Source organism: Acinetobacter sp. Q186-3 (assembly GCF_013420655.1).
Taxonomy (GTDB): domain Bacteria; phylum Pseudomonadota; class Gammaproteobacteria; order Pseudomonadales; family Moraxellaceae; genus Acinetobacter; species Acinetobacter indicus.
Window position 1 is genome coordinate 202,547 of record NZ_VOXS01000005.1, and the last position, 22,807, is coordinate 225,353.

Genomic DNA, 22,807 nt, shown 5'->3' on the forward strand with positions numbered 1-22,807 from the left:
CCTATATTGTTATTTTTAATGCAAGAACAGGCTCAATTTATGCCATCTCCCGGTCAGGAAAATGGCTCAGATTGTTCGACAACTTACATCATGTAGCATTTCCACTGTGCTTGTTCACATGATTAAACCAGCGGATAAGTTTTGGCTGCGGTTTCATCCTTAGAGGAGAAGCTAAACAGGCTTTTTAGCCAGATCAGCAATTTTTCAAACAGACTGGCTTCGGCAATATGTACTTCTTCTTCCAGATGAATGGTATTGATCAGGCGGTTATTCTGATAAACATGCACAGTGGCCAGCTGCATCACCTGTGCCAGCGGGGCCGTCAGTAACTTTTCTTTCAGCTCGACATTCAAATGGGTTTCGGTCTGGGTTAAGGGTTCAATCAGTCGGGTCTGACCGAAGGTATCGTTAACAAACAGGCGCTGCTGGGTCACATCAAACTGTTTTAAATTAATCGCGCTATTTTCGCCATATAAAGACGTGGTGACAATTTTCGGTTGCTGCACTTCAACCTTGAACATTTTCAGGGTCGACTTTACCACTGGCAACTCAGCAATCAGCTGCTTGTTTTTTAAAGCCACTTCGTTGCGGGTGTAGGCATAACTGATGTTCATCAGTTGCTGGGCAATTTCAGCGCGTTTAAATGCACTTTTGGCACCCAAAACCACCACAATTAAACGCCGGTTCGGATCATCAAAATTCTGGGTGAGACGGTTGGCCGTCAGCGCCAGGTTATAACCGGCGGCACGGGTATAACCGGTTTTCAAGCCATCCACCGTCGGGTCCTGTTTGAGCAGAATGTTAGTGGCACGGTGATAACGCTGGTTATAGGTAAAACTGGTCTGTTTGGAATAAGCGAGATAATCCGGAGTGTCATTGACGACCGCCTGTGCCAGACGGGCCAGATCGGCCGCGGTAGAATAATGTTCCGGCATGGTAATCCCGGCCGGATTCTGGAAATGGGTATGCTGCATTCCCAAGGCCTGTGCTTCCTGATTCATACGTGCCACGAACTGCGGTACGCTGCCAGAAATCCGTTCGGCCAGAGTTAGGGCGGCATCATTGGCAGACATCACAATTAAACCAGCTAGCAGCTGATCAACAGAAATCTGCTCACCTTCTTTCAGGTACATCTGGGATTCATCCCACATCACCTGTTTCACCACCGGCGTTGCAGTCAGCACATCTGCCGCGTTCAGTTTGCCGGCCTGAATGTCCTTGAGCACAATATAGGCCACCATCATTTTGGTCAGCGAGGCCGGGGCGCGCTGAATCTGGCTATTGTGTTCTGCAATCACCTGACCCGATTGTGGATCAAGCACGGTCCAGGCTTCTGCTTCAACCGTTTCAGGATTAAAAGATAATAAGGTGGCATGCGCAAGCGAGCTGCATAGCCAGCACAGCAGCGCAATCAGGTAGATGACACGTTTCAAGGGGATTCCTTTTTTAACCAGTCCGTTGGTCATAAACATAAAAATTTTAGGCATGCTATGCTTTTTTTTACCGTCTGACTAGCGATAATTTTCGACAATGAAGACGACTGCGCATTGCATGACAAAAAAATGTTAAGCTAATTGATAAGTTATCTCTTTGATCTTTTATATCGCCCATTATGTTGCATTATCAAATCGAATTTGACGATTATCGTCAGCATCTTATTCATGTCACTTTGCGCTTTCTGGCCAATCCGACACAGGTTCTAGCTTTACCAACCTGGATTCCGGGCAGCTATCTGATTCGTGAATTTTCCAAACATATTGAAGCGGTCAAGGCTTATGATGAAGCGGGGCGTATTTTAAAAATCCAGAAATTTGAAAAGAACAAATGGCGTTTGTTTAATACCGATCATGAACTGATTACGGTGGAATATGATGTTTATGCCTACGACCTGTCGGTGCGTGGTGCCTATGTTGATCAGACCCGGTTATATGTCAATCCGGCCTGTGCCTGTTTAGGGCTGGAAGGTCAGGAAGATAAAGCGATTGAAGTCGAAGTGTTTCTGCCCAATGAGCTGAAACATTTCCAGCTGGCGACCGGACTGGCGGCCAAAAGTCTGGTGAAAGGGCGTTATACCTTAAAAGCCAAAAACTATGCCGAACTGATTGATGCGCCGTTTGAGCTGGCCGAGCAGACCCGTTTTAGTTTTGATGCAGCAGGCATTCCACATGAATTTGTGGTATCGGGCAAACATGCCATGAATGCTGCGCGAATGCAGCAGGACCTGGAAAAAATCTGTGCCACTGAAATTGCCATGTTCGGTTCTGCACCGTTTCAGGACTATACCTTTATGACCATGGCGACCGGGAGCAGCTACGGTGGTCTGGAGCATCCAAACAGCACCAGCCTGATTACCCCGCGCGATGACTTGCCAAAAGCCAATGAGCCGGAAGAGCCGTCGAAAGAATATCAGCGTTTTCTGGGGCTGTGCAGCCATGAATATTTCCACTCCTGGCTGGTGAAATTTATCCGTCCGGACAGCTTTGTCAATTATGACCTGAACCGGGAAGGTTACACCTCTTTGTTGTGGATTTTTGAAGGTTTCACCTCATATTATGATGACCTGATTTTATTACGCAGCGGTGTGGTTAATCAGGAGTCTTATATTGCTTTATTAAAAGCGCAGATTGACCGTTATTTGCAAAATCCGGGTCGGGCAATCCAAACCGTGGCTGAATCAAGCTTTGATGCTTGGGTGAAATTCTACCGTCAGGATGAAAACTCCAACCATGCCGGCACCAGCTATTACAACAAGGGCTGTCTGGTGGCCTTGTGTCTAGATCTTGGTTTACGTCTGCGTGGTTCCAGTCTGGATGAGTTAATGCGCAAGCTGTATGACAATGCGCAGCAGGGGATTCAGGTGCATGAGCGCACGATTTATGAATTGTGTCAGGAATTAACCGGTGATAGCTGGGCTGAGCAGATTAACCATCTGATTAACACCACCGAAGAATTACCGCTGGATCAGCTGTTCCCGGAATTTGGTCTGAGCTACAGCTTAAAAAATGACAAGCGTTTGCCATTGGGGCTAAAACTGGCCGATAAACCGGAAGGCGTACTGGTACAGGCCGCACGCCGTGATGGTCAGGCAGCGCAAGCCGGTCTGTCGGCGCATGATGTGATTATTGCCATTGATGGTCTTAAAGCCAGCAGCAAACTGATCGAACAGTATGCCAAACAGAGCGGCAGTTTTACATTACATGCTTTCCGCCGTGATGAACTGATGCAGTTTGAAGTGAATGCAGCAGGTTCTGAACTGACCGAAGTCGAATTAAAAGTCGAAGATCAGGCCAAACTGGATCGCTGGTTAAAAGTGTAAAATCACAGTCTAAAGTCCACGTTATAAAAAACCGATGCTCAGGCATCGGTTTTTTATGCAGATCTATCGCAACAAAACCTTTCGCAATAAAACCTTATTTGATGATCAGGCGGGAAGTACCGCGAAACTCCGCCACAATCTGCTGCTTCTGGTTCGTGACCCGAATATCATAAATGCCGCTGCGGCCACTGCTGGCCTTATGTTCTGCCACCGCAGTCAGGGTATCGCCGAGCAGGCCCGGTTTTAAATAATGAATACCGCAGTGCTGACCCACCGCCGGATGTTCGCCGGTGTTGCAGGCAATGGCAAAAGCCGCATCCGCCAGCGCAAAAATCACCGCACCGTTACAGGTTTGATGGCCTTGTAAATGCTGCTCGGTAATTTTTAATTCAATCTGTGCGCTGTGTTCACCAAACGACACCAAATGGGCGCCCAGATGCTGCATTAATCGGTCCTGATGAAACATGGGATTAACTTGCTGATCCATAGCAGATTCCTTTTTTAAGATACGTTTTATTTTAAATTTAAAATTATGTGAATCATAAATAGCATTGTGATGCTGAAAATACAAGCAAAAAAATAAGGCCCCGTTGGAGCCTTATTTTCATCGTCTATTCAACGCATCTTTGCAACAGCTTTTTTAGCTATACAGATGCCAGCCCCATTAACGGGCACGACGACCACGTGATTTGGTGTTGGGACGGGTGGTGCCATTGGTCTTGCGACGTGGCTTTTCACCTTCTTCCATTTGCCAGATGCGTGGTGTGCCGGATTTTTTCTTGGCGGTACCATCTTTGTTGACTTTTTTCTGCATCGGTTTGCCACCAGTGCCGCCCGGTTTCTTCACATAAGAACGTGAGCGATACGGCTGTTCGGCTGGTACATCTTTAAAGTCGCTATAGAGCAGTGGTTCAATTTCACGGGTTTCACCCGGTTGCAGGCCCAGCTGAACCAGATCAATCGAACCGATTTTGGTGCGAATTAAACGCAAAGTTGGGAAGCCGACCGCAGCGGTCATGCGGCGCACCTGACGGTTACGGCCTTCACAAATTGAAATTTCAGCCCAGGAGGTCGGCACCGAAGCGCGGTAACGTACCGGCGGATGACGTTCCCATAACCACTCCGGTTCAGCCACTTTAATCGCTTTGGCCGGCAAGGTCATGCCATCATTCAGTTCTACACCTTTACGCAGCTGTTCTAGTGCTTCTTCGGTAATGTCACCATCGACCTGGACCAGATAGGTTTTAAACTTTTTATTGGCCGGGTTGGTAATAAACTGGTTTAAACCGCCATGATCGGTCAGGAACATTAAACCTTCTGAATCCATGTCCAGACGACCGGCAATCCGTAAATCCGGATCATCAATGAAGTCGGCCATGGTTGGGTGCTTTTCATCGGGACGAAACTGCGACAGCACATCATAAGGCTTGTTAAGAATAACTATTTTCACTGTAACCTGCTAAAAAATATAAAAAAATCTGGGTGTGATTCTTATGCTAACTGTAATAAAACCCGGCATGGGAGAGAAAGGGTGACAATGAGCAAAAAGAAGGTCCACAATATCCGGCTACTATAGCAGATTCTGTCTGATCTGCCTGAACTTTATGGCAAAGCTGAGCAGATGATTTTGATTGGAAATGTAAAACTTGCTGAGATATGGCACAGGATATATGCCGATTTATTAAGCACAGAAATAAGGCCATTTCCCTTATAAATCCCGGGCTGGTTAAATTTTGATTAAACTGAAAAGATCATCGAGTTAAAAATACAATTAAGCAGACAGCCAAAAAAGACCGGTGCCGGGCAAGAATAGTATTGATTTGCCCGCCCACCAATCACAGGGAGTAGCAAGGATTATGGGTTATCAGAAAATCGTCGTGCCTGCAGATGGCAGCAAAATTACGGTAAATGCAGATTTATCCCTGAATGTGCCGAACAATCCGATTATCCCTTTTATTGAAGGTGACGGGATTGGGGTGGATATTACCCCGACTATGAAAGCGGTGGTGGATGCGGCGGTACAAAAAGCCTATGGCGGCAAACGTGCGATTGAATGGATGGAAGTATATTGCGGCGAAAAGGCCAACAAGATTTATGGCACCTATATGCCGGAAGAAACCTTTGAGGTCTTGCGTGAATTTGTGGTGTCGATTAAAGGGCCGCTAACCACACCAGTTGGTGGTGGGATCCGTTCATTGAATGTGGCCTTGCGTCAGGAACTGGACCTGTATGTCTGTGTGCGTCCGGTGCGCTGGTTTGAGGGCGTACCTTCGCCGGTGCAACATCCGGAACTGACCGATATGGTGATTTTCCGGGAAAACTCGGAAGATATTTATGCCGGGATTGAATGGAAAGCCGATTCACCGGAAGCGAAAAAAGTTATTAAATTCCTGAAAGAGGAAATGGGTGTCACCAAAATCCGCTTTGAAGAAAACTGTGGTATTGGGATTAAACCGGTCTCCAAAGAAGGCACTCAGCGTCTGGTGCGTAAAGCCATCCAGTTCGCGATTGATAATGACAAGCCGAGTGTGACCTTGGTACATAAAGGCAACATCATGAAATATACCGAAGGCGCCTTTAAGGAATGGGGGTATGAAGTGGCGCTGGAGCGTTTTGGCGGCGAATTGCTCGATGGTGGGCCGTGGGTGAAACTAAAAAATCCGAAAACCGGCAAAGAGATTATGATTAAAGATGTAATTGCCGATGCCTTTTTACAGCAGATTTTAATGCGTCCGGCAGATTATTCGGTCATTGCCACCTTAAACCTGAACGGGGATTATATTTCAGATGCGCTGGCGGCAGAAGTTGGCGGGATTGGCATTGCACCGGGCGCCAATATTGGTGGGGCAATTCATATGTATGAAGCCACGCATGGCACCGCGCCAAAGTATGCCGGGCAGGACAAGGTCAATCCGGGTTCGATTATTCTGTCTGCAGAAATGATGCTGCGCGATATGGGCTGGACCGAAGCGGCCGATCTGATTATTCGGGGTGTATCCGGTGCGATTGCAGCCAAAACAGTGACGTATGATTTTGAACGTCTCATGCCAGATGCGACCTTGCTGCGATGCTCCGAATTTGGTCAGGCGATTATTGATAAGATGGACCAATAAAAACGCTATCTATTCGGTGTAACCGCCCGCGTTTAACGCGGGTTTTTTATGCCTTATCTTCCCATTCATTTGTGTCAATGTAATGACAAGTAACCACAGTGATGCTTTGGGTGACTAAGGTAAAATAGTAAAACTATTTTCACTTGATTTGTAATGGATAATCCTGTGCCCAATTACATTGAGGCAATTTGATACAGCTTATGACTTGGGCAAAAAACAAAACCCGGTAGAGTAATACCTGTACATATTGTGCGACATATCGAACTGATACAGGAGTGATATGAAATGGCTAATCAACAAAACCAGCAGAATCAACAAAACCAACGTCAACAAAATCAGCAGCAGAATGACAATCAACGTCAACAGCAGCAACAGCCTCAGCAACAAAATCAAAAACAGAAAAACCAACGTCAGCAATGATGTCGCACCCCCAATTTAAAAACTTTTTCATCGCCTAAAGGCGCAGATAGGTTTTTAAATTGATTTACTGACAAAGGCTCTCATGATGAGAGCCTTTGTCATATCTATATAGCCCATGACGATCTAGATCGGAAAGCAGCAGAGGAATCATCTCCAAACCCAGATCAGCAAAACCTGTACAAAAACCGTGTTTTATCTACCCCTGAGCAGACCTTAAGATCAAGTCATCCCTTGATGATGCAGGTGCCATGAATATCTTGATTTTTAAACGGCTCGCCGGTCTGGCGCTTGGCTTAAGTTTGAGTGTGCTGCTGGTCGGCTGTCAGCCACCGCCTTCGGGTGATGCCGCCGGTATGCGCTATCCGATGCTGTATCTGAAATTGCAACAGCAGGAATTCATGGCGCCTTTACCGGTCCCGGTAGAAGGTGTGCAGGCCAGGCAGATCAGTGATACCTGGGGTGCGGCGCGCAGTGAAGGGCGTCGGCATGAAGGCACTGATATTTTTGCCAAACGCGGCACGCCGGTACGCTCAACCACGGCTGGAATTGTATCGCGGGTGGGCACCAACAACCTTGGGGGTAAAGTGGTCTGGGTGATTGGTCCGGGCTTAAGCCATCATTATTATGCGCATTTAGAGGATTATGCAGCGGAGATTCAGGAAGGCGACTGGATTGAAGCCGGTGAAATCATTGGTTATGTCGGTAATAGCGGCAATGCTCAAAATACACCGCCACATTTGCATTATGGGATTTATCTCAGTGGTCAAGGCGCCGTGAATCCTTATCCCTATTTGGTACAAGAGCTGACCGATGAATAAGCTAAATCAGTTTACCTCGATTGTAGAAACCGGGGTTTTGGTGGCCGGCAGTCTGCAAATAAAATACAGATTTCCCAGTGCCAGAACCGCACCGGCCAGTAAAAACTGCTGCGGATAGGACCAGCCGGCGACTTGTAAGCCGCTAAAGCTTAAGCCTCCTATCAGCTGCACGCTGGCAAAGCATAAAGTAGCCATGCCCCATAATTTTTTATAGGCCAGACCATACAGCTGGAGCAGGGTATAAGAGGTCAGAAACACCACCGCCGGATTCAGCAGGCCAGTAAAAAAGGAAGACAGAAAGGTCATCACTGACCAAGGGGCGATTGCCGCTAAAATGGCCGTCACATACAGGCAATACAGAATTTTCAGGGCTTTGAAATTGCCGAGCTGTTTTGCCAGAAAATAGGCACAGGCCGCTCCGCAGGCACTGCCCAGGCCATATAAAATCCAGTGGCTATTGATCCAGAACAGGCTGAGTTGTTGCACCTGACTTAAATAGTCAATCCAGAAGAGTGAGTGTGGTACATAGGAAAACGCGCTACAGCTATACACCAAGAGCAGGCTGGCAAAGACCTTTTTATTGATGGGCACAGCAGCAGCGCTTTGAGGCTGGCTTTGGATGTTAACCGGTAGGGCTTTGGGTTTGAGCAGGATTAAACCCAGACTGCACAGCACGGCAAAGGCACATAAAATCAGCCAGGCGCTTGAGGTGGAGATATGATCTAAATAGGGCAAAAACAGCGTGGCGAGCAGCACGCCAAGTCCGATGCCACTAAAACCAATCACATTAATTTTAAACCGATGCTGCAATTCACAGTGCTGCGCAACCACGCTCGGCGCCAGAATCATCAGCCAGCCACCGCAGATGCCGGACAATATTCGCCAGAACAGATACCAGCTGCCCTCAAAACCGGCGAACGCACAGCAGAATAAACTTAAACTGCCGAGAAAGGCCGCGGCCTGAATCCAGCTTAATAGCTGCCGGTTTAAGCGCATGGCCCAGACCGCACCAATTAAATAACCGAGTAAATTGGCGCTGCCTAACAGGCTGGCAAACTCGCTACTCCATTCAAAAGCCAGACGGGTACTGGGTAATAAGGCGGTATAAGAAAAACGAAAAATACCGATACCTAAACAGGTGGCCAGCAGTAAAAACAGGCTGAGGCGGCGTTGCTGTGCATCCATGCAGATTCCTTGCGCTTTTTATTATGCGTAAAATATTGTTGTATGGCGCGCGGGCTATTACAGTTGCGCGCTGATCTGGCCAATTTGTTTGCTAATCTAACAACTGTTTATTCCACTGAAACCGGCTGACCAATGCTATAAAAATGCCCGCCGGCAATATGGTGGATACTTTTCCATTCATCGGCCACTTCATGATAATACCAGTGCCCGTCACGAAATACCCGCTGATCGGCATAGGCTGCAATGACTTTACCTATAAACAGGTCATGGGCTTGCTGGTTGTGCGGCTCCGGAATGAGTTCACAGATCAGCCAGGCGGCGCATCCGGCCACTGTCGGCACAGGAGAATGCTCAAACTGGAACAGCTCGACCCCACAGCGGTCCAGCTTGTTCGGCTCCTGAAACAGGCTGATGCTTCCCAGTTGATGCACCATCTTGAGCTGTTTTAAGGTCGGCACCTGCAAGGCAAAATAACCTGACTGTTCAATGATGGCGCGGGTTTTGGTGCTTTTATCCAGCACTACCGTAACTTTGGCAGGATTAAACTCAAGCGCACAGGCCCAGGCAGCAGCCATGACATCGGTTTCCTGCTGATCTTGCGCAGACACCAGCACGGTCGGACCATGATTAATCAAACGATAGGCCTTTTCCAAAGGTACAGTTTGCAGATCAGCAGGGAGCGTCATATTTTTTTATTCCTCAATCAGAGATCATTCCAGAGATATGCAGGAAAACAACAATTCTGCATTGTGCCGGGTGTTAAAACTTATATCATTGATGCATGCTTGGGAAAAAGCACAAAATACAGCGGGAGACAGATTCATGAAAATGTATCAGGTTGATGCATTCACAACAGCATTATTTAAGGGAAATCCGGCCGCAGTAATAGTGGTCGAAGACTGGCTTGATGACGCTTTAATGCAGAATATTGCACTGGAAAATAACCTTTCCGAAACTGCCTTTGTCAAGCCGATGGATGCTGAAAATTTCGAGATCCGCTGGTTTAGCCCCACAGTTGAAGTCGATTTTTGCGGCCATGCCACTTTGGCCAGCAGCTTTGTACTGTTTAAGGATTATACCCGCGCCAAAACCATTCATTTTCATGTCAAAAATTTAGGTCTTTTTATTGTCACGCAAGATGATGATGGCAAAATCCGCATGAATTTTCCAACCCGTGTGCCGGTACTGCAAGATGAATTTCCGGCGCAATTGCTGGATGTGATTGATCAGCCGGTTAAGGAAGTCTATTTAAATGCACAGGCCTATATTCTGGTACTGGAATCTGAGCAGGCAGTGTTAGCCGCCCAGCCCGATCTGGCCAAAATCCGGCAGATTGCAGAGCTGCATCAGGTCAGCACCGCAATTACCGCGACAGACCTAGATGTGGCCTTGACCGCGCCCTCTCAGGACTATGACTATATTGCTCGCTACTTTGCCCCGCATAAAGGGATTGATGAAGATCCGGTGACTGGTTCCATGCATACCGGTCTGGCGCCGTTATGGGCAGAAAAAACCGGCAAAACTGAACTGGTGGCTTATCAGGCTTCGGCGCGAGGTGGAATGCTGTACTGTGCCTTACAAGCAGAGCAGCGTATTGAAATTTCCGGTTATGCCAAATTATATCTGGTGGCCGAGTTATTTTTAGATTAAAACAGAACAGGGAAATCACGCTGGGTATGCCGGTGATTTTCAAACATAAGTCACAACAACAAACAATTTAATGCTGCAGTCATGCAAGCGGCTGCAGCAGGTAAAAGGTATTGAAAAAATTATGTTAATGCGGTTTAAACAGCTCAGCCTGTCTTTGCTGATCATGGGTGTGGGGGCTACGACATTTGCCCAGCCGGTGTTGGTAAAATCTGAACAGCAGATTGAAGAATACCGGCTGGATAATGGTTTTCGGGTGATTCTGGCGCCGAATGCCAAAGAAAATAAAGTGGTGATGAGTACCATCTACTTTACCGGTTCCCTGAATGATCCCCAAGGCAAAGGCGGTATGGCGCATTTACTGGAACATCTGGCGTTTAAAGGCACCCAGAATGTCCCGGGAGATGAATTCCAGCGCCGTTTAAACCAGTACACCTTAAGCAATAATGCCAGCACCGATTACTACTCGACCAAATATCTGAACACCATCCGCCCAGATCAGACGGCCATTAATGAGATGATTTATCTTGAAGCCGAGCGTATGGACAAGCTGGTGCTGCAAGAAAAATTTGTGCCGGCAGAAATTGCGATTGTGAAGCGTGAACGCGAAGTGCGTATGGATCAGCCCTATGCGGTGTTAATGGATCAGGTCTGGAAAGCGGCCTATGGCAACCAGTATCTGGGCCGTTTACCGATTGGTGATCTGAATGAGTTGCAGTCGATTCAGATGCCGGAATTGCAGCGTTTTTATCGCAACTGGTATGCACCGAATAATGCCGTGATGGTGCTGACCGGCAAGTTTGATAAAGCGCAGGTACTGAAGCAGATTGATCAGCACTTTAGTCGGCTGGCCAAACGCCAGATTCCGGCACAGGTCAAGGTGCCAGTGCTGGATGCCCGTACCATCAAAAACCGGGATTTTTTAGTGCAAAAAGGCAGCCAGCTGGCCAAGTTCAATATCTATTTAAATGGTCAGAACGGCCAGCATAAAACCGCTCTGGCGTTGGCGCCGTATTTATACACCATGCAGCCGAGCGGGCATTTGTATCAGGGCATGGTTGAAACCGGTATCAGCACCATGGTGCAATCGACCACCTGGCTGGATCAGGATTTTAATCTGGTCTTTATGGGTGCCTTGTATGCACCGACTCATAATGCCAAGCAGGTTGAAACTGCCTTGCAGCAGGGTGTCGAGCAGGGCAGAAATTTTAATCAGACCGAGCTGAACCGGGTCAAAACCCTGATTCGTAATAGCCAGGAAAGTCTGTTTAGCAATGCCAGTGCTCTTGCCGGTATGCTAAGTGATTATGTGGTATCGGAGCAGGGCAACTGGGCACAGTATTTTGTCCATCAACAGGAATTACAGGCCTTAACGGTGGATCAGGTCAATACACGTTTACAGCAATTCCTGATTCCTGAATATCGTATGCGCGGGCATATTCAGCCGACACCAGAAGAGCAGAAAAAGGCCCAGCAACAGCAGGCTGCTGAACCGCTGAAAACCCTCGATCAAATGGATGTACAGGCCGAGCCACTCAAAGACATCAGCAGCTATGAGCAGGAAATTCAGCAGTATCTGCACACATCCAAACAGGCCTTAAGCCAGACTGAAGCCAAAATCCAGCGTGGCACACTGGCCAATGGCATGAAATATGCACTGTTTCCCACCTCGACCCGGGACGATAAAACCTACGCCACCATTATAGTCGATTTTGGCAATGAAAAATCGCTGTTTAATCAGGGCGAGATTATTGACCTGATGGCCTATTTAATGCTGCGTGCCTCAGATCAGTACAGCCTGCAGGATATTGCCGACAAATCCATTGACGCCGGTGGTTCAGCTTCGGCACAGGCCAATAGCAATGGCGTGGCCATTTCGATTGTGGCCAAAAAAGATAAATTTGATGAGTTTTTCAGATTTGTCTTGGAAATCATGAAAAAGCCGCTGTTTGAACAGGCCCAGTTTGATCTGATCAAGGCACAAAGTCTGGCCAGTCTGGACCGGCCGTATACCGAGCCGGAAACCGTGGCTGCCTTAAATATGGCACGTTTGATCGAGCGTTATCAGCCGGGAGATTTGCGTTATCACTTCGAGCCGGAATTTGCCAAGCAGCAGTTGACCCAGGCCAGCAATGAGAAAGTCAAACAGCTGTATCGGCAGTTTTTTGCCATGGATCATGCCCGGATTGCCATTACCGGCGATTATGAGGCCAAGCCGGTTCTCAAGCTGTTGCAACAGCAGTTTGCCACTTGGAACGGAGCACAGCCGTATCAGCGTTTAAGCGTGCCGTATAACAGCTATGCGGCGCAAAAACAGCATGTACTGTCCGAACAGCGTGAGTTTGGCAGTTATCAGGGCGTGATGACCCTGCCCGTGGGAAATGATCATCCCGATGCAGCCGCATTAATGGTCATGAGTCATATTTTAGGGGACTCACAACTGACCTCACGTCTGGCGCAAGAGCTGCGTGAAAAAAATGCGCTGGTCTACAGTTTTGGCAGTTCGCTCAGTTTAAGCAGCTTTGAAAATTCCGGTGCCCTCAGTGTGAGTGCCAACTATACTGCCGGTAAAGCGGCGCAGTTGTCGCAGGCGGTACATAAAGTCTTTCAGGAGTTGCGCAAAAATGGCGTGACTGCACAGGAAGTAGCGGCGGCCAAGGCTGACATTCTGAAACAGCGTGTCACAGCACTGGAAGATGAGCGCCGTATTCACCGGATGCTGGTGGCACAGCTGGAACTTGACCGTGATTTACCGTATCGGGAAAAACGTGATCAGGCCATTGCCCGACTCAGCAAAGCCGATATTGATGCGGTGATCCAGAAATATCTGCTGCCGCAACATTGGGTCGAAGTCATGGCTGATCAATATGGTCAGCCGGTAAAATAAGTGCTGATTACAGATCATTCATATAAAAAATCTCCCTAAACGGGAGATTTTTATGAAGCCGGTTATGTTGGCACTGATCCCATCTGCCAGCAATCCTTATAGGTGCTAGTAAGTATGAGGTGAATTTATCATAGAGAATTAGAGCCGATAGAATTGTTTGGCATTATCATGGAACACCTGCGCTAATGCCTGCGGATGATACGTCGCCACCACATCGCTAAAGGCATCAATAATCGTGACTAAGTCGCTACTGACCCGATCCATCGGGAAATTGGAACCAAACATCACCCGATACATACCAAAACTTTTTAGCGCATGCTGAATCAGCGGGGCAGTTAAATCAATGATTTCCTGTTTTGAGGCCAGCCGTTGCTGCTGATGAAACTGATGACCCAGTACCGGCATGAACAGCCCGGACAATTTGGTATAGACATTCGGGCAGCGCGCCAGTTCTGCTAGGTCTTCCTGCCAGCGAAACAGGATATTGTCGCGCGCAGTTTGGGTAATACCGGTATGCGAGCCGACCGGACCAAACAGACCGGCCGGTGTACCGAGGTGATCCAGCACAATTGAGGTTTCCGGAAACTGTTTTGCCAGGGCAATCACATCTTCCAGCTGGCTGGAATAGACCCAGGCATCAAAACTTAAATTATGCTGTGCCAGTAGTTCAAAGCCTTTCAGAAATTTTTTGTCACGGTATAAATGCGGATCATCGGCCCAGGCATAAATGTCTTTATCTTCATGAACCGCAGCCATTTTACGAATCCCGCGAAAATGTTGCGGCGCCGCTTTCTGATGCATTTTCAGAATCTGCTTGAACTGGCTGTCACGCGGGTCGGCCGTGGCCACCACTGCACCCAGCTGGATACCATTTTTGGTAAAATCCAGCGACTCAATAAAACGGGTTTCTCCAACCACACCTTTGCCTTTGTGGTCATGCCAGCTGGCCTCCACATGTACCACTTTTTCAACCGGATAAAAGCCGACATCGCGGCAATAATGCTCGGGCAAATACGGTGCGGTGACATGCTGGGTGTGTCCCAAGGTGTCAATTAGCGCTTTGGATTTTAGCGTACGGATGGTTTTATCCAGTAAGCGTGGATATTTCCCCAGCAGCTTGACCGCCAGGCGTGCGCTGTGTGGTGTGTTATATGGGTCCCATTGATGAATATGCGCATCAATCAGTGCAAATCCAAGATTTTGCATAGCAGGTTGGTTTGATCCTTGAAGATGTCTATTTTATTCAAAGCCAAGTCTGCAAAAAAGAAAAGGGTATTTATCGAAAAGATGACATTAAAAAAGCCCAACAGGGTGGACTTTTTTTAGCAATTTAATGATCGTGATCATGTTTGTGTTTATTGCTGTGAAATTCTTCATTACGACGGAAACGTAAATAGTTCTCGAACTGTTCACAGTATTCATCATAATTGTCTTCCAGCATCATCTGGAACTGCTGCAAAATGTAGGACATGACCTGATCTTTGGCAGCACGCATTTCCTCACCATCTTTGAAGTTATTGGCTGCGACCCAGGTATTAAAACGCGCCGTGCCGAACAGCATGGCAGCACTGACCTGACCGCGTTTTTCCGCCGGTTGTTCCTGTGAGCCTTTTTCGACGCGACAAAATTCGTTGGCCTGTTTGATAAATTCATCAGCACGTTCAAAGAAAGCAGCATTTAACGCTTCTTCTTCGGTAACATCGGTTGCTTCAATCTTTTGAACCATGAATTTTTCCTAAGCTAAAATCATAAACAATAATTATAGGCAAAGCCTTGCAGAAACTAAACCTTTGTCTTACTCTAAAAATAGCCTAAGCAAGAAAAAGGAATCACGATGCAAGATGCAATTGCGGTTCAAAGTCTAAAAAGTGATATTGCGCTGCTGCGACAAAACATCTGGCCGCCGGCACATCTGGCCAATGTAGAAGGGCTGCCAATTTATTATGGCAATCCGGCTGAAGTTGAAGCCTATTTCCAGCAATGGTCCGGATTGATTGAGCGGGCACAAGAGCTGTTTCAGCCCTTTATGGAAGATGAAGTGCTGGATGCCATTCATCTGCCAAGTCACTTAAACCTGCCTTTATTTTTCTTTCATGTTGACCGAATCCGGATTAATAAAACCCGGGCCAAAGAATCAAAAACTTTTCGCGGTCTGGCCAGCTTGATGGAAAAGTGCGGCCAGTTTGATGCTACGCAGATGCTGGCGATGAAACAGTGGCTGGAGAGTGACGACAGCGCCGCACTGGTGGCACACCGTGAGTTTATTGATTTGCGTACCTATGTGTTTCAGCATGGGCAAAGTGAATACACCCGCACCCGTTTTTATGTCAACGGTATTGTGCTGAGTGTCGAACCGCATTTTCAGCTGGTGGATGCCCGGGAAAAACCGCGCAAGCAGCGGAGCGATAGTTATCATGATCCGCTGGCCGATAACGGGACCTGGAAGGTATTTGGCAAGTACCGCTAAATGATTATCTCCGTGCTGGGCTTTAGTCCGACCAGAAGGTTTTGCTGCGGGTAAATTCCAGCAAATGCTGCTGGGCTTCGGCCAGAACATGCTTTTGCTCGGCAGCAATCCAGCCCAGAACAAACCAGGCCTGTGGGTTTTGCTGAACCTCATGTTGAAACAGGGCTTCGGCCACCACCAGATCATTAAACTGCCCCAAAGATTCCTGTGCCGGTTTCAGTGCTTTCAGATACTGTTTGACGGCATCCGCTTCAAATAAAGAGGCAATAAACTCGACTGAATAACGCAGGCGTTTGACTCGTTTGCGGGTGCGGTGCTTCTGTTCACTGTCAAGATGTTCAAACTGCACGGCATCCTGACAAATTTGCCGGTGCATTTTTGCAAGCTGTTTCCGTACCTGTTTTTTCAGCGATTGATCATCTTCATGTGCTGTGCACTGGCTAAACTGTAGCAGCTCCAGCAAGAGGCGCACTGTTTCTGGCGCGCGAAACAGTGCATCAATTTCATCACTGCTTTCGCTACTTGCCGGTAGTTCTGCGAGGGGAGAGCCGGCCTCGGCCAGACGTGGCATCAGGCTTTCACTCAGCGCATCGCGGTCGCGGGTGGAACCAAGTTGCCGGAATAGTTCTGCCAGTTGCGCTTGCCACTCGGGTTGTACTTGTTCGGACCAGTGTCCAAAAATTTTCAGTACGCTGCGTAAACGGCGAATGGCCACACGGGCCTGATGTACATGACCACTCTGATAATGATTGTCGGCAATCGCCGTGGCATTTGGTAATAAATGAGTCAGACAGTTGCTGACAATTTTGGCCAGCGCGTGGCTACTCGAATCATGTTTATCGAGGCTAAAAGGTGTTTGATGTTGAACGGGCAAGATGTCCTGCTGATTCTTGAGCATCTGACCGCGCTGTGATTTGCTGCGAACATCAAGCCAGAGCTGATAGCGTTTTACCCATGGCTGCACAAAATCAATCAGGTCGCTAACATCGCCATGTTTCAGTTCAAACTCGACTTCGTAAATATCGCTTTGTGCTGTTGGTGTGCGGACTTCGCCCTGATCAAACGCCAGTTCAATTGCACTGTCTTTAACTTGTTCAAGCACAATCAGGCGTTGCACATCGGTTTCAAATTGCAGCTCCAGACCGGTATTTTTTAAATCGGCTTTTTTCAGCTCCAGCGCCTGTTTTAGCAAGGTTTGCGCCTGTTTATGTTCCTGATACAGGCTTAGATCCAGCTGCTCCGGTTCATCCGGGCCGAGGGCCAGTTCCAGTTCAAAACGCTCAAAATGATGCTGCCCCGGTGCTTTTAAGGTCTGACACCAGCGTTGACCTTCCAGACGCTGACGCAGGGCGATGGCATGCTGTGCCAGCTGCTGCTCAGGACTGTCATAATATTTGGCCCACAGCTGCATTGGCACTGCTTTTTTATTGGCAATGGCTTTTTCAAAGATGCGGCGCTGATGCACCGGCACCTGAAACTTCAGTTCGATTTCCGCCATAACCAACTCCTGCAATTTTTATTCTTGATTGACCTTACTATAGGCCAAGCCATGCATAAAAAGTAGCCATAAAGCGTATTCTTTTGTCTGGCCGGAGCGGGGAGTGGCTGAACTTACTTAATAAATTTGCGGCTGACCAGGAATTGTTCGGTGGCATCCAGCAAAGCTTGCGCATGGACTTCCTGTTTTGCGGTCAGCCAGCCGAGTACAAACCAGTCGCTGGCTTCCAGCTCAGTTTGCTGGATATACAGCGCAGCGGAGGAGAGAACCTGATATTCCTGCGCGGCCAGTTGGGCATCGTTCAGGGCTTTGCTGTACTTTTGCAGGTTTTTAACATCATAGATCGTGGTGAGTACCGGGAAAATAAATTTCAGGGCATTAATTTTCTGCGCCAGCTGATCCAGACTGTCAAAATCGGTCTGGCTGGTCTGGTTTAGCTGTTCTTGCAGTAATTTATATTGATGTTGCAAAGTCTGCTGAGCGGCCTGTTTTAAATCCTGCGCAGGGTGGGAGGCATCTTCATCCAGGCTAAACATCAACAGTTCCAGATAATGATGTACATTCTGGGTCGATTTCACCAGATTGGCCAGTTTCTCTTTAGCATATAAAATATCTTTGGCCAGATTCGAGGCGGTATTCGGATTCTGCAAAAAGGTGCCGAGGGTATTTTGCATGTGCTCTAAATGTTGCAGCTGGTCAAACTGCTGTCTAAACGCCAGTAACTGATTGGCCCATTTTTCCGAAATAGACGCACTCCAGTCTTTGAGCAAATGCACGGTTAAATACAGCTGATTTAGTGCATTCTGTGCCTGCACAATATGCTCGGCTTCATTAACACCGGCTGAAATGGCCGCAATGTTCGGCAGTAAATGCTGCAATTGCTGGGCAATTAACAATCTTAAATTCTGATCGGCCGAGGCTTTTTTATTTAAACGGAATTCTTCTGCCAGACGCGGCGGGCTGACTTGTAAGTCTAAAGCCAGCAAATTGCCCATTTCGGCCTTGCTGCGTACATCTAACCAGAGCTGGTATTTCTTGACCCATTCAAAACAGAAGGCCAGCAGGGCCTGCACCGAACCAGATTTTAATTCAAACTCAACCTCATGGACGGGATATTCACGCTCGCCGCTGCGAATACAGCCTACATCTAAACTGGCTTCAATCTCCACTTCATCTAGCTGGATAACACGCGAAGTACGCGTAATATCGGTTTCAAATTGCAGTTGCAGCGGGCTTTCAGTCTGCGTGAGGACTGTATCTAGTAGCTGTCTGGCTTCAGGAGCGGCATCGTAAATGCTTAAATCAAGCGCAGGTGGCTGTTGCAGTTCGCCCAGGTCATGATTATGTTCAAAACGTTCAATATGGGTTTTGCCGGCTTTCAGTGTCTGTACCCAGCGCGTGCCTTCCAAGCGTTGTCTGAGCGCAATACCATGCTGTGCCAGTAGGCGGTCGGCAGTGTCATAATATCGGGCTTGCAGCGAAATGGTTTCAGATTTCTTAGGATCCAGCGCTTTAAGTAAGGCATTACGGCGCGCATCAGGAATTTGAAATTTTAATTCAATCTCGGTCATTCAATTGGTCCTAAAAAATTGAGCAATACAGCAAAAAAGTAGCTTTCTGGCAGATGACGCCGCTATACCAAATTATTATCAAGCGTCCAGAAAAGGCGTTCATTGTTTAAGGCTTCTGATTGTAACCAAAATCTGTCCTGAAAAAAGTAGCCAGAAAAATAGCGCGAACAAAGTGGCTTTTATTTGTACAGAAAATGCGGTAATTTGAGCAAGAACAGAGCATCAGGATGATGAATATGAACGCACCCCTCAACACCGAATGGGCGAAAAAACCGGATGACACGCCTCAAGGTCCAATTCAAAATTATCACGAGTTTTATCGTTTTTATTTAACCGAACACCGCAATATCATGAGCCGGCGTCTGCATATGCTGGGCAGTGGTATCGGCCTGATTTGCCTGACGCAAATGGTCAGGCAGCGTAAGCCACGTTACTTTGTCTATGGACTGGTGGCCGGTTATGCCTGCGCCTGGGTCGGTCATTTTTTCTTTGAAAAAAACAAGCCGGCCAGCTTTAAACAGCCGCTGTATAGCTTTATTTCTGACTGGCGAATGTTTGCCGACATTCTGCGCGGCAACCTGAGTCTTAAAGACCGCGCACTGGATAAAATTGACAGCTAATCTTCATTTTTCGAGCAAAACTAAAACTTTCGGTCAAAAATAAGATGAATGGTCAAAAAATTCATTGAAATTGTAGAGTGAATGTTCTATTAATTGAAGCAATGCAGAGTGTATGACACTTTGATGACATCAGTTTTTAACTTTCCAAGCCTGGAGTGACCTTTCTCCGGGCTTTTTTTATAGCTGGAATCATTGAAATAAAAAGAATGAAGCGAGTCAAAAGAGTGTGGACGTACTAGCGTTTGATCACATTTCCCCAAATGCGTCCTGGCATCAAATTTTAGTACGTCCATGAGACCATGAATGCACGTTGGTTGTTATTGATATAAAAAAATAAAAAACAACAACTTATATCGTTATTATTGTGAGTCCTAGTAAATACCGAAACCGGCGCTGACTCTATCCCCAATACTAGGGATTTTGCATAAAATCTGAACTGAAACAAAGCATCAGCGAAAATACAGGCAAGGCCTGCTCTTGAGCTGTAACTATGTAATAATGAGAGCCAATTTTTTGAGGTGTTTCAGGCAGGCAAAATGCGTGGCTTATATTTAATTACCAATGATGATCCGATTGAACTGCTTTTAGCCAAACTTGAAGGTGCAATGGCGACCTATGAAGTTGCAGTCTTGCAATATCGCCGTAAAAAGGTGGCAAAAGAAGATCAGGCCTATGAAATTGAATATATGAAATCATTGTGTGCACAGTACAAAGTGCCATTTGTGATTAATGATGATTTGGAAGCTGCGGTAAAATATGGTGTCGGCGTGCATTTGGGTCAGGATGATGGCTCAATTGTCGAAGCCGCAGCACGTTTACCGAAGAATGTCCTGATTGGCCGCAGCTGTAACAATTCACTTGAACTGGCAGAGCAGGCCATTGCCGATGGCGCTAACTATGTGGCATTTGGGGCAATTTTCGCCACCGATACCAAGCCGGAAGCCGGCAATATTGGTCTGGAAACCTTAAAGCAGGCCAAAGCAAAACTGAATGTACCCATCTGCGCAATTGGTGGTTTAACCGTTGAAAATGGTCAGCAGGTGATTGATGCCGGTGCAGACCTTTGTGCGGTGATTAGTGATATATTAGGTCGTCCGATGCATACCGTTGCTCAACGCGTATATGACTGGTCTGAACTATTTAAAAAGGCGGTTTAAGCCGAAATTTTTGTCTGATTTTATTTTGAGTTGAGTCGATTCATGAGCCTATCTCCAAAGCAAGAACAATTATTTAAACAAGCCAGCAAACATATTCCAGGTGGCGTGAATTCACCGGTGCGTGCGTTCAATGGTGTAGGCGGCACGCCGGTCTTTATTGAAAAAGCCCAAGGCGCATATTTATACGATGTAGATGGCAAACGCTATGTCGATTATGTTGGTTCATGGGGGCCAATGATTTTGGGTCATGCCCATCCAGCGATTATTAAAGCGGTGCAGGATGCTGCGGTAGACGGTTTAAGTTTTGGTGCGCCAACCGTTCATGAAACGACGCTGGCCGATATTATCTGTGACATCATGCCATCAATTGAACTGGTGCGTATGACCAACTCCGGTACTGAAGCGACCATGACCGCGATTCGTCTGGCACGTGGTTATACCGGCCGTGACAAGATCGTGAAATTTGAGGGCTGTTACCACGGTCACTCAGATTCATTACTGGTGAAAGCCGGTTCTGGCCTGTTAACCAAAGGTGAGGGTGAAGCGACCTCTGCCGGTGTTCCTGCGGATTTTGCCAAACACACCTTAACCCTGCCATATAACGATATTGCCACCTTAAAAGAATGCTTTGCCAAGTTTGGTTCAGAAATTGCCGGGGTGATTGTGGAACCGGTTGCCGGTAACATGAACCTGGTTGCGCCAATTGATGGTTTCTTGCAAGCCATTCGTGATGTCTGTGACGAACATGGCTCGGTGTTTATTATTGATGAAGTGATGACCGGTTTCCGTGTCGGCTTAGGCGGTGCGCAGGCGCATTATGGCGTTACCCCAGATTTAACTACCTTGGGTAAAATCATTGGTGCCGGCTTACCGGTCGGTGCTTTCGGTGGTAAACGCGAAGTGATGGAATGTATTGCACCACTGGGTAAGGTGTATCAGGCCGGAACATTGTCGGGGAACCCGCTGGCGATGCGTGCCGGTATCGAGATGTTTAAACATCTGCGTGAGCCAGGCTTCTATGAAAAATTAAGTACACAACTGGAAAAACTGCTGGCCGGTTTACAGGCAGCGGCAGATGAAGCCGGTATTGCGTTTAAAACCCAGCAAGTGGGCGCGATGTTTGGTCTGTACTTTACCGATCAGGACGATATCACCAGCTTTGACTCGATGCTGAAATGTGATGTCGATGCTTTCCGTAAATTCTTCCACGGCATGCTGGAGCGTGGCGTGAACCTGGCACCATCTGCATTTGAAGCCGGCTTTATTTCAAGCGCGCACAGCGATGAAGATATCGAGTTTACCATTCAGGCGGCAAAAGCCACTTTTGCTGAGATGAAAGCGTAAATTTGACCTCTCCCTAACCCTCTCCTAAAAGGAGAGGGAAGCTTCAGTTAATTCGAGATCAAAATGAAAACCAAACATTATATGACTTTAAGTGATGCTGAATTTCTATTAAATGAAGCGCATCAATATGCGATACAGCATAACTTTAATGTCAGCATTGCAGTCGTAGATGAGACCGGAAATTTACTGGCGATGAAGCGTATGGATGGCGCAGCACCAATGACTGCAAATCTAGCCATCGAAAAAGCCAAATGTTCTGCCATGAGTCGCCATGCATCCAAACTGTTTGAAGATATTATCAAAGGCGGTCAGATGGGCTTCCTGACCATGGAATCATTTTCAGGGATGCTAGAAGGTGGTGAACCGATTATGTATCAAGGGCAGCTCGTCGGTGCGATGGGTGTGTCGGGTGTGAAGTCGTTTGAAGATGCGGAGATTGCACAGGTAGCGATTGAGAAGTTTGTAGCACAGCAAAGTTAATTCAAGAAAAAAATTGATTAGCTCAACTCAATAAATTCATCCAAAGTTGTACCAAAATGAAGCGTGGAACGTTAAATATGAATTAAAAAGCCCAATCGCTAATGATTGGGCTTGCCTATATACAATAAAATTATGATTTAAAAAGGAAATCAAAAGATGTTATTCCCAAGTAGAAATGTCCTACCTTAAAACCAAATAGAAATGTCCTATACAGACATTTCCAAGTCAAGCACAGGATTCAGATTTCGTTGTTGAATTGCTGTTTTCTGTGCACGTCTTCTTGG

Annotated in this window: 20 protein-coding genes; 10 read left to right on the forward strand and 10 right to left on the reverse strand. The window is 47.2% G+C overall.

The window, feature by feature from the left end:
• Positions 1–122 precede the first annotated feature (122 nt).
• Positions 123–1,433, reverse strand: coding sequence for a D-alanyl-D-alanine carboxypeptidase family protein (locus FTT64_RS06725; RefSeq protein ID WP_227554614.1), 1,311 nt, complete (start codon positions 1,431–1,433; stop codon positions 123–125).
• A gap of 179 nt (positions 1,434–1,612) precedes the next feature.
• Between FTT64_RS06725 and FTT64_RS06730 the strand changes: the two genes are divergently transcribed.
• Positions 1,613–3,316: a M61 family metallopeptidase gene (locus FTT64_RS06730; RefSeq protein WP_180088513.1), complete on the forward strand. Its 1,704-nt coding sequence runs from the start codon at positions 1,613–1,615 to the stop codon at positions 3,314–3,316.
• Between the two features lie 94 nt (positions 3,317–3,410).
• Here FTT64_RS06730 and paaI read toward each other — a convergent pair whose 3' ends face one another.
• Together paaI and FTT64_RS06740 are read right to left on the reverse strand one after the other, a co-directional pair.
• Entirely contained in the window at positions 3,411–3,803 is a 393-nt protein-coding gene (paaI, locus tag FTT64_RS06735; protein WP_005178971.1) for a hydroxyphenylacetyl-CoA thioesterase PaaI, read from the reverse strand.
• 177 nt (positions 3,804–3,980) lie between these two features.
• Positions 3,981–4,766, reverse strand: coding sequence for an rRNA large subunit pseudouridine synthase E (locus tag FTT64_RS06740; protein WP_045794865.1), 786 nt, complete (start codon positions 4,764–4,766; stop codon positions 3,981–3,983).
• 406 nt (positions 4,767–5,172) lie between these two features.
• Here FTT64_RS06740 and icd point away from each other — a divergent pair, with 406 nt between their 5' ends.
• Entirely contained in the window at positions 5,173–6,429 is a 1,257-nt protein-coding gene (gene icd / locus FTT64_RS06745) for an NADP-dependent isocitrate dehydrogenase (RefSeq protein ID WP_016659160.1), read from the forward strand.
• A gap of 289 nt (positions 6,430–6,718) precedes the next feature.
• On the opposite strand, the gene FTT64_RS06750 is transcribed toward icd, so the two are convergent.
• Positions 6,719–6,880 carry a hypothetical protein gene (locus FTT64_RS06750; protein WP_180088509.1) on the reverse strand — a complete coding sequence of 54 codons (162 nt, stop codon included), beginning with the start codon at positions 6,878–6,880 and terminating at the stop codon, positions 6,719–6,721.
• Positions 6,881–7,097: 217 nt separating this feature from the next.
• On the opposite strand from FTT64_RS06750, the gene FTT64_RS06755 reads away from it, so the two are divergent.
• Positions 7,098–7,667 (forward strand): M23 family metallopeptidase, encoded by a 570-nt coding sequence (locus tag FTT64_RS06755; RefSeq protein WP_180182140.1) that lies wholly within the window; start codon positions 7,098–7,100, stop codon positions 7,665–7,667.
• Positions 7,668–7,673: 6 nt separating this feature from the next.
• Here the strand turns inward: FTT64_RS06755 and FTT64_RS06760 are convergent, their stop codons facing one another.
• Entirely contained in the window at positions 7,674–8,852 is a 1,179-nt protein-coding gene (locus tag FTT64_RS06760) for a YbfB/YjiJ family MFS transporter (protein ID WP_180182139.1), read from the reverse strand.
• Positions 8,853–8,959: 107 nt separating this feature from the next.
• On the reverse strand, positions 8,960–9,538 hold the full coding sequence (locus FTT64_RS06765) for a flavin reductase family protein (protein ID WP_045794869.1): 579 nt from the start codon (positions 9,536–9,538) through the stop codon (positions 8,960–8,962).
• 136 nt (positions 9,539–9,674) lie between these two features.
• Here FTT64_RS06765 and FTT64_RS06770 point away from each other — a divergent pair, with 136 nt between their 5' ends.
• Positions 9,675–10,502: a PhzF family phenazine biosynthesis protein gene (locus tag FTT64_RS06770; protein WP_005178958.1), complete on the forward strand. Its 828-nt coding sequence runs from the start codon at positions 9,675–9,677 to the stop codon at positions 10,500–10,502.
• Positions 10,503–10,623: 121 nt separating this feature from the next.
• Positions 10,624–13,386, forward strand: coding sequence for a pitrilysin family protein (locus FTT64_RS06775; protein ID WP_180182138.1), 2,763 nt, complete (start codon positions 10,624–10,626; stop codon positions 13,384–13,386).
• Between the two features lie 138 nt (positions 13,387–13,524).
• On the opposite strand, the gene FTT64_RS06780 is transcribed toward FTT64_RS06775, so the two are convergent.
• Both FTT64_RS06780 and FTT64_RS06785 read right to left on the reverse strand, forming a co-directional pair.
• Complete coding sequence (locus FTT64_RS06780; RefSeq protein ID WP_160241186.1) at positions 13,525–14,592, reverse strand: amidohydrolase; 1,068 nt, start codon at positions 14,590–14,592, stop codon at positions 13,525–13,527.
• 124 nt (positions 14,593–14,716) lie between these two features.
• Positions 14,717–15,112, reverse strand: a complete 396-nt coding sequence (locus tag FTT64_RS06785) for a DUF3144 domain-containing protein (protein WP_005178954.1) — start codon at positions 15,110–15,112, stop codon at positions 14,717–14,719.
• Positions 15,113–15,220: 108 nt separating this feature from the next.
• Between FTT64_RS06785 and FTT64_RS06790 the strand changes: the two genes are divergently transcribed.
• Positions 15,221–15,853: a hypothetical protein gene (locus tag FTT64_RS06790; protein WP_016659155.1), complete on the forward strand. Its 633-nt coding sequence runs from the start codon at positions 15,221–15,223 to the stop codon at positions 15,851–15,853.
• A gap of 22 nt (positions 15,854–15,875) precedes the next feature.
• Here the strand turns inward: FTT64_RS06790 and FTT64_RS06795 are convergent, their stop codons facing one another.
• Positions 15,876–17,351 carry a CYTH and CHAD domain-containing protein gene (locus FTT64_RS06795; protein ID WP_180182137.1) on the reverse strand — a complete coding sequence of 492 codons (1,476 nt, stop codon included), beginning with the start codon at positions 17,349–17,351 and terminating at the stop codon, positions 15,876–15,878.
• Between the two features lie 113 nt (positions 17,352–17,464).
• Positions 17,465–18,922, reverse strand: a complete 1,458-nt coding sequence (locus tag FTT64_RS06800; RefSeq protein ID WP_180182136.1) for an inorganic triphosphatase — start codon at positions 18,920–18,922, stop codon at positions 17,465–17,467.
• 236 nt (positions 18,923–19,158) lie between these two features.
• On the opposite strand from FTT64_RS06800, the gene FTT64_RS06805 reads away from it, so the two are divergent.
• The 4 genes from FTT64_RS06805 to FTT64_RS06820 all read left to right on the forward strand — a co-directional run bounded on the left by FTT64_RS06805 (position 19,159) and on the right by FTT64_RS06820 (position 22,523).
• Entirely contained in the window at positions 19,159–19,542 is a 384-nt protein-coding gene (locus tag FTT64_RS06805) for a DUF962 domain-containing protein (RefSeq protein WP_016659152.1), read from the forward strand.
• A gap of 536 nt (positions 19,543–20,078) precedes the next feature.
• Positions 20,079–20,699: a thiamine phosphate synthase gene (thiE, locus tag FTT64_RS06810; RefSeq protein WP_016659151.1), complete on the forward strand. Its 621-nt coding sequence runs from the start codon at positions 20,079–20,081 to the stop codon at positions 20,697–20,699.
• Between the two features lie 42 nt (positions 20,700–20,741).
• The gene (hemL, locus tag FTT64_RS06815; protein ID WP_075166927.1) at positions 20,742–22,043 is read left to right on the forward strand and encodes a glutamate-1-semialdehyde 2,1-aminomutase; all 1,302 of its coding nucleotides are present in this window, start codon (positions 20,742–20,744) and stop codon (positions 22,041–22,043) included.
• Between the two features lie 63 nt (positions 22,044–22,106).
• Positions 22,107–22,523: a heme-binding protein gene (locus tag FTT64_RS06820; RefSeq protein ID WP_180182135.1), complete on the forward strand. Its 417-nt coding sequence runs from the start codon at positions 22,107–22,109 to the stop codon at positions 22,521–22,523.
• Positions 22,524–22,807: the final 284 nt, after the last annotated feature.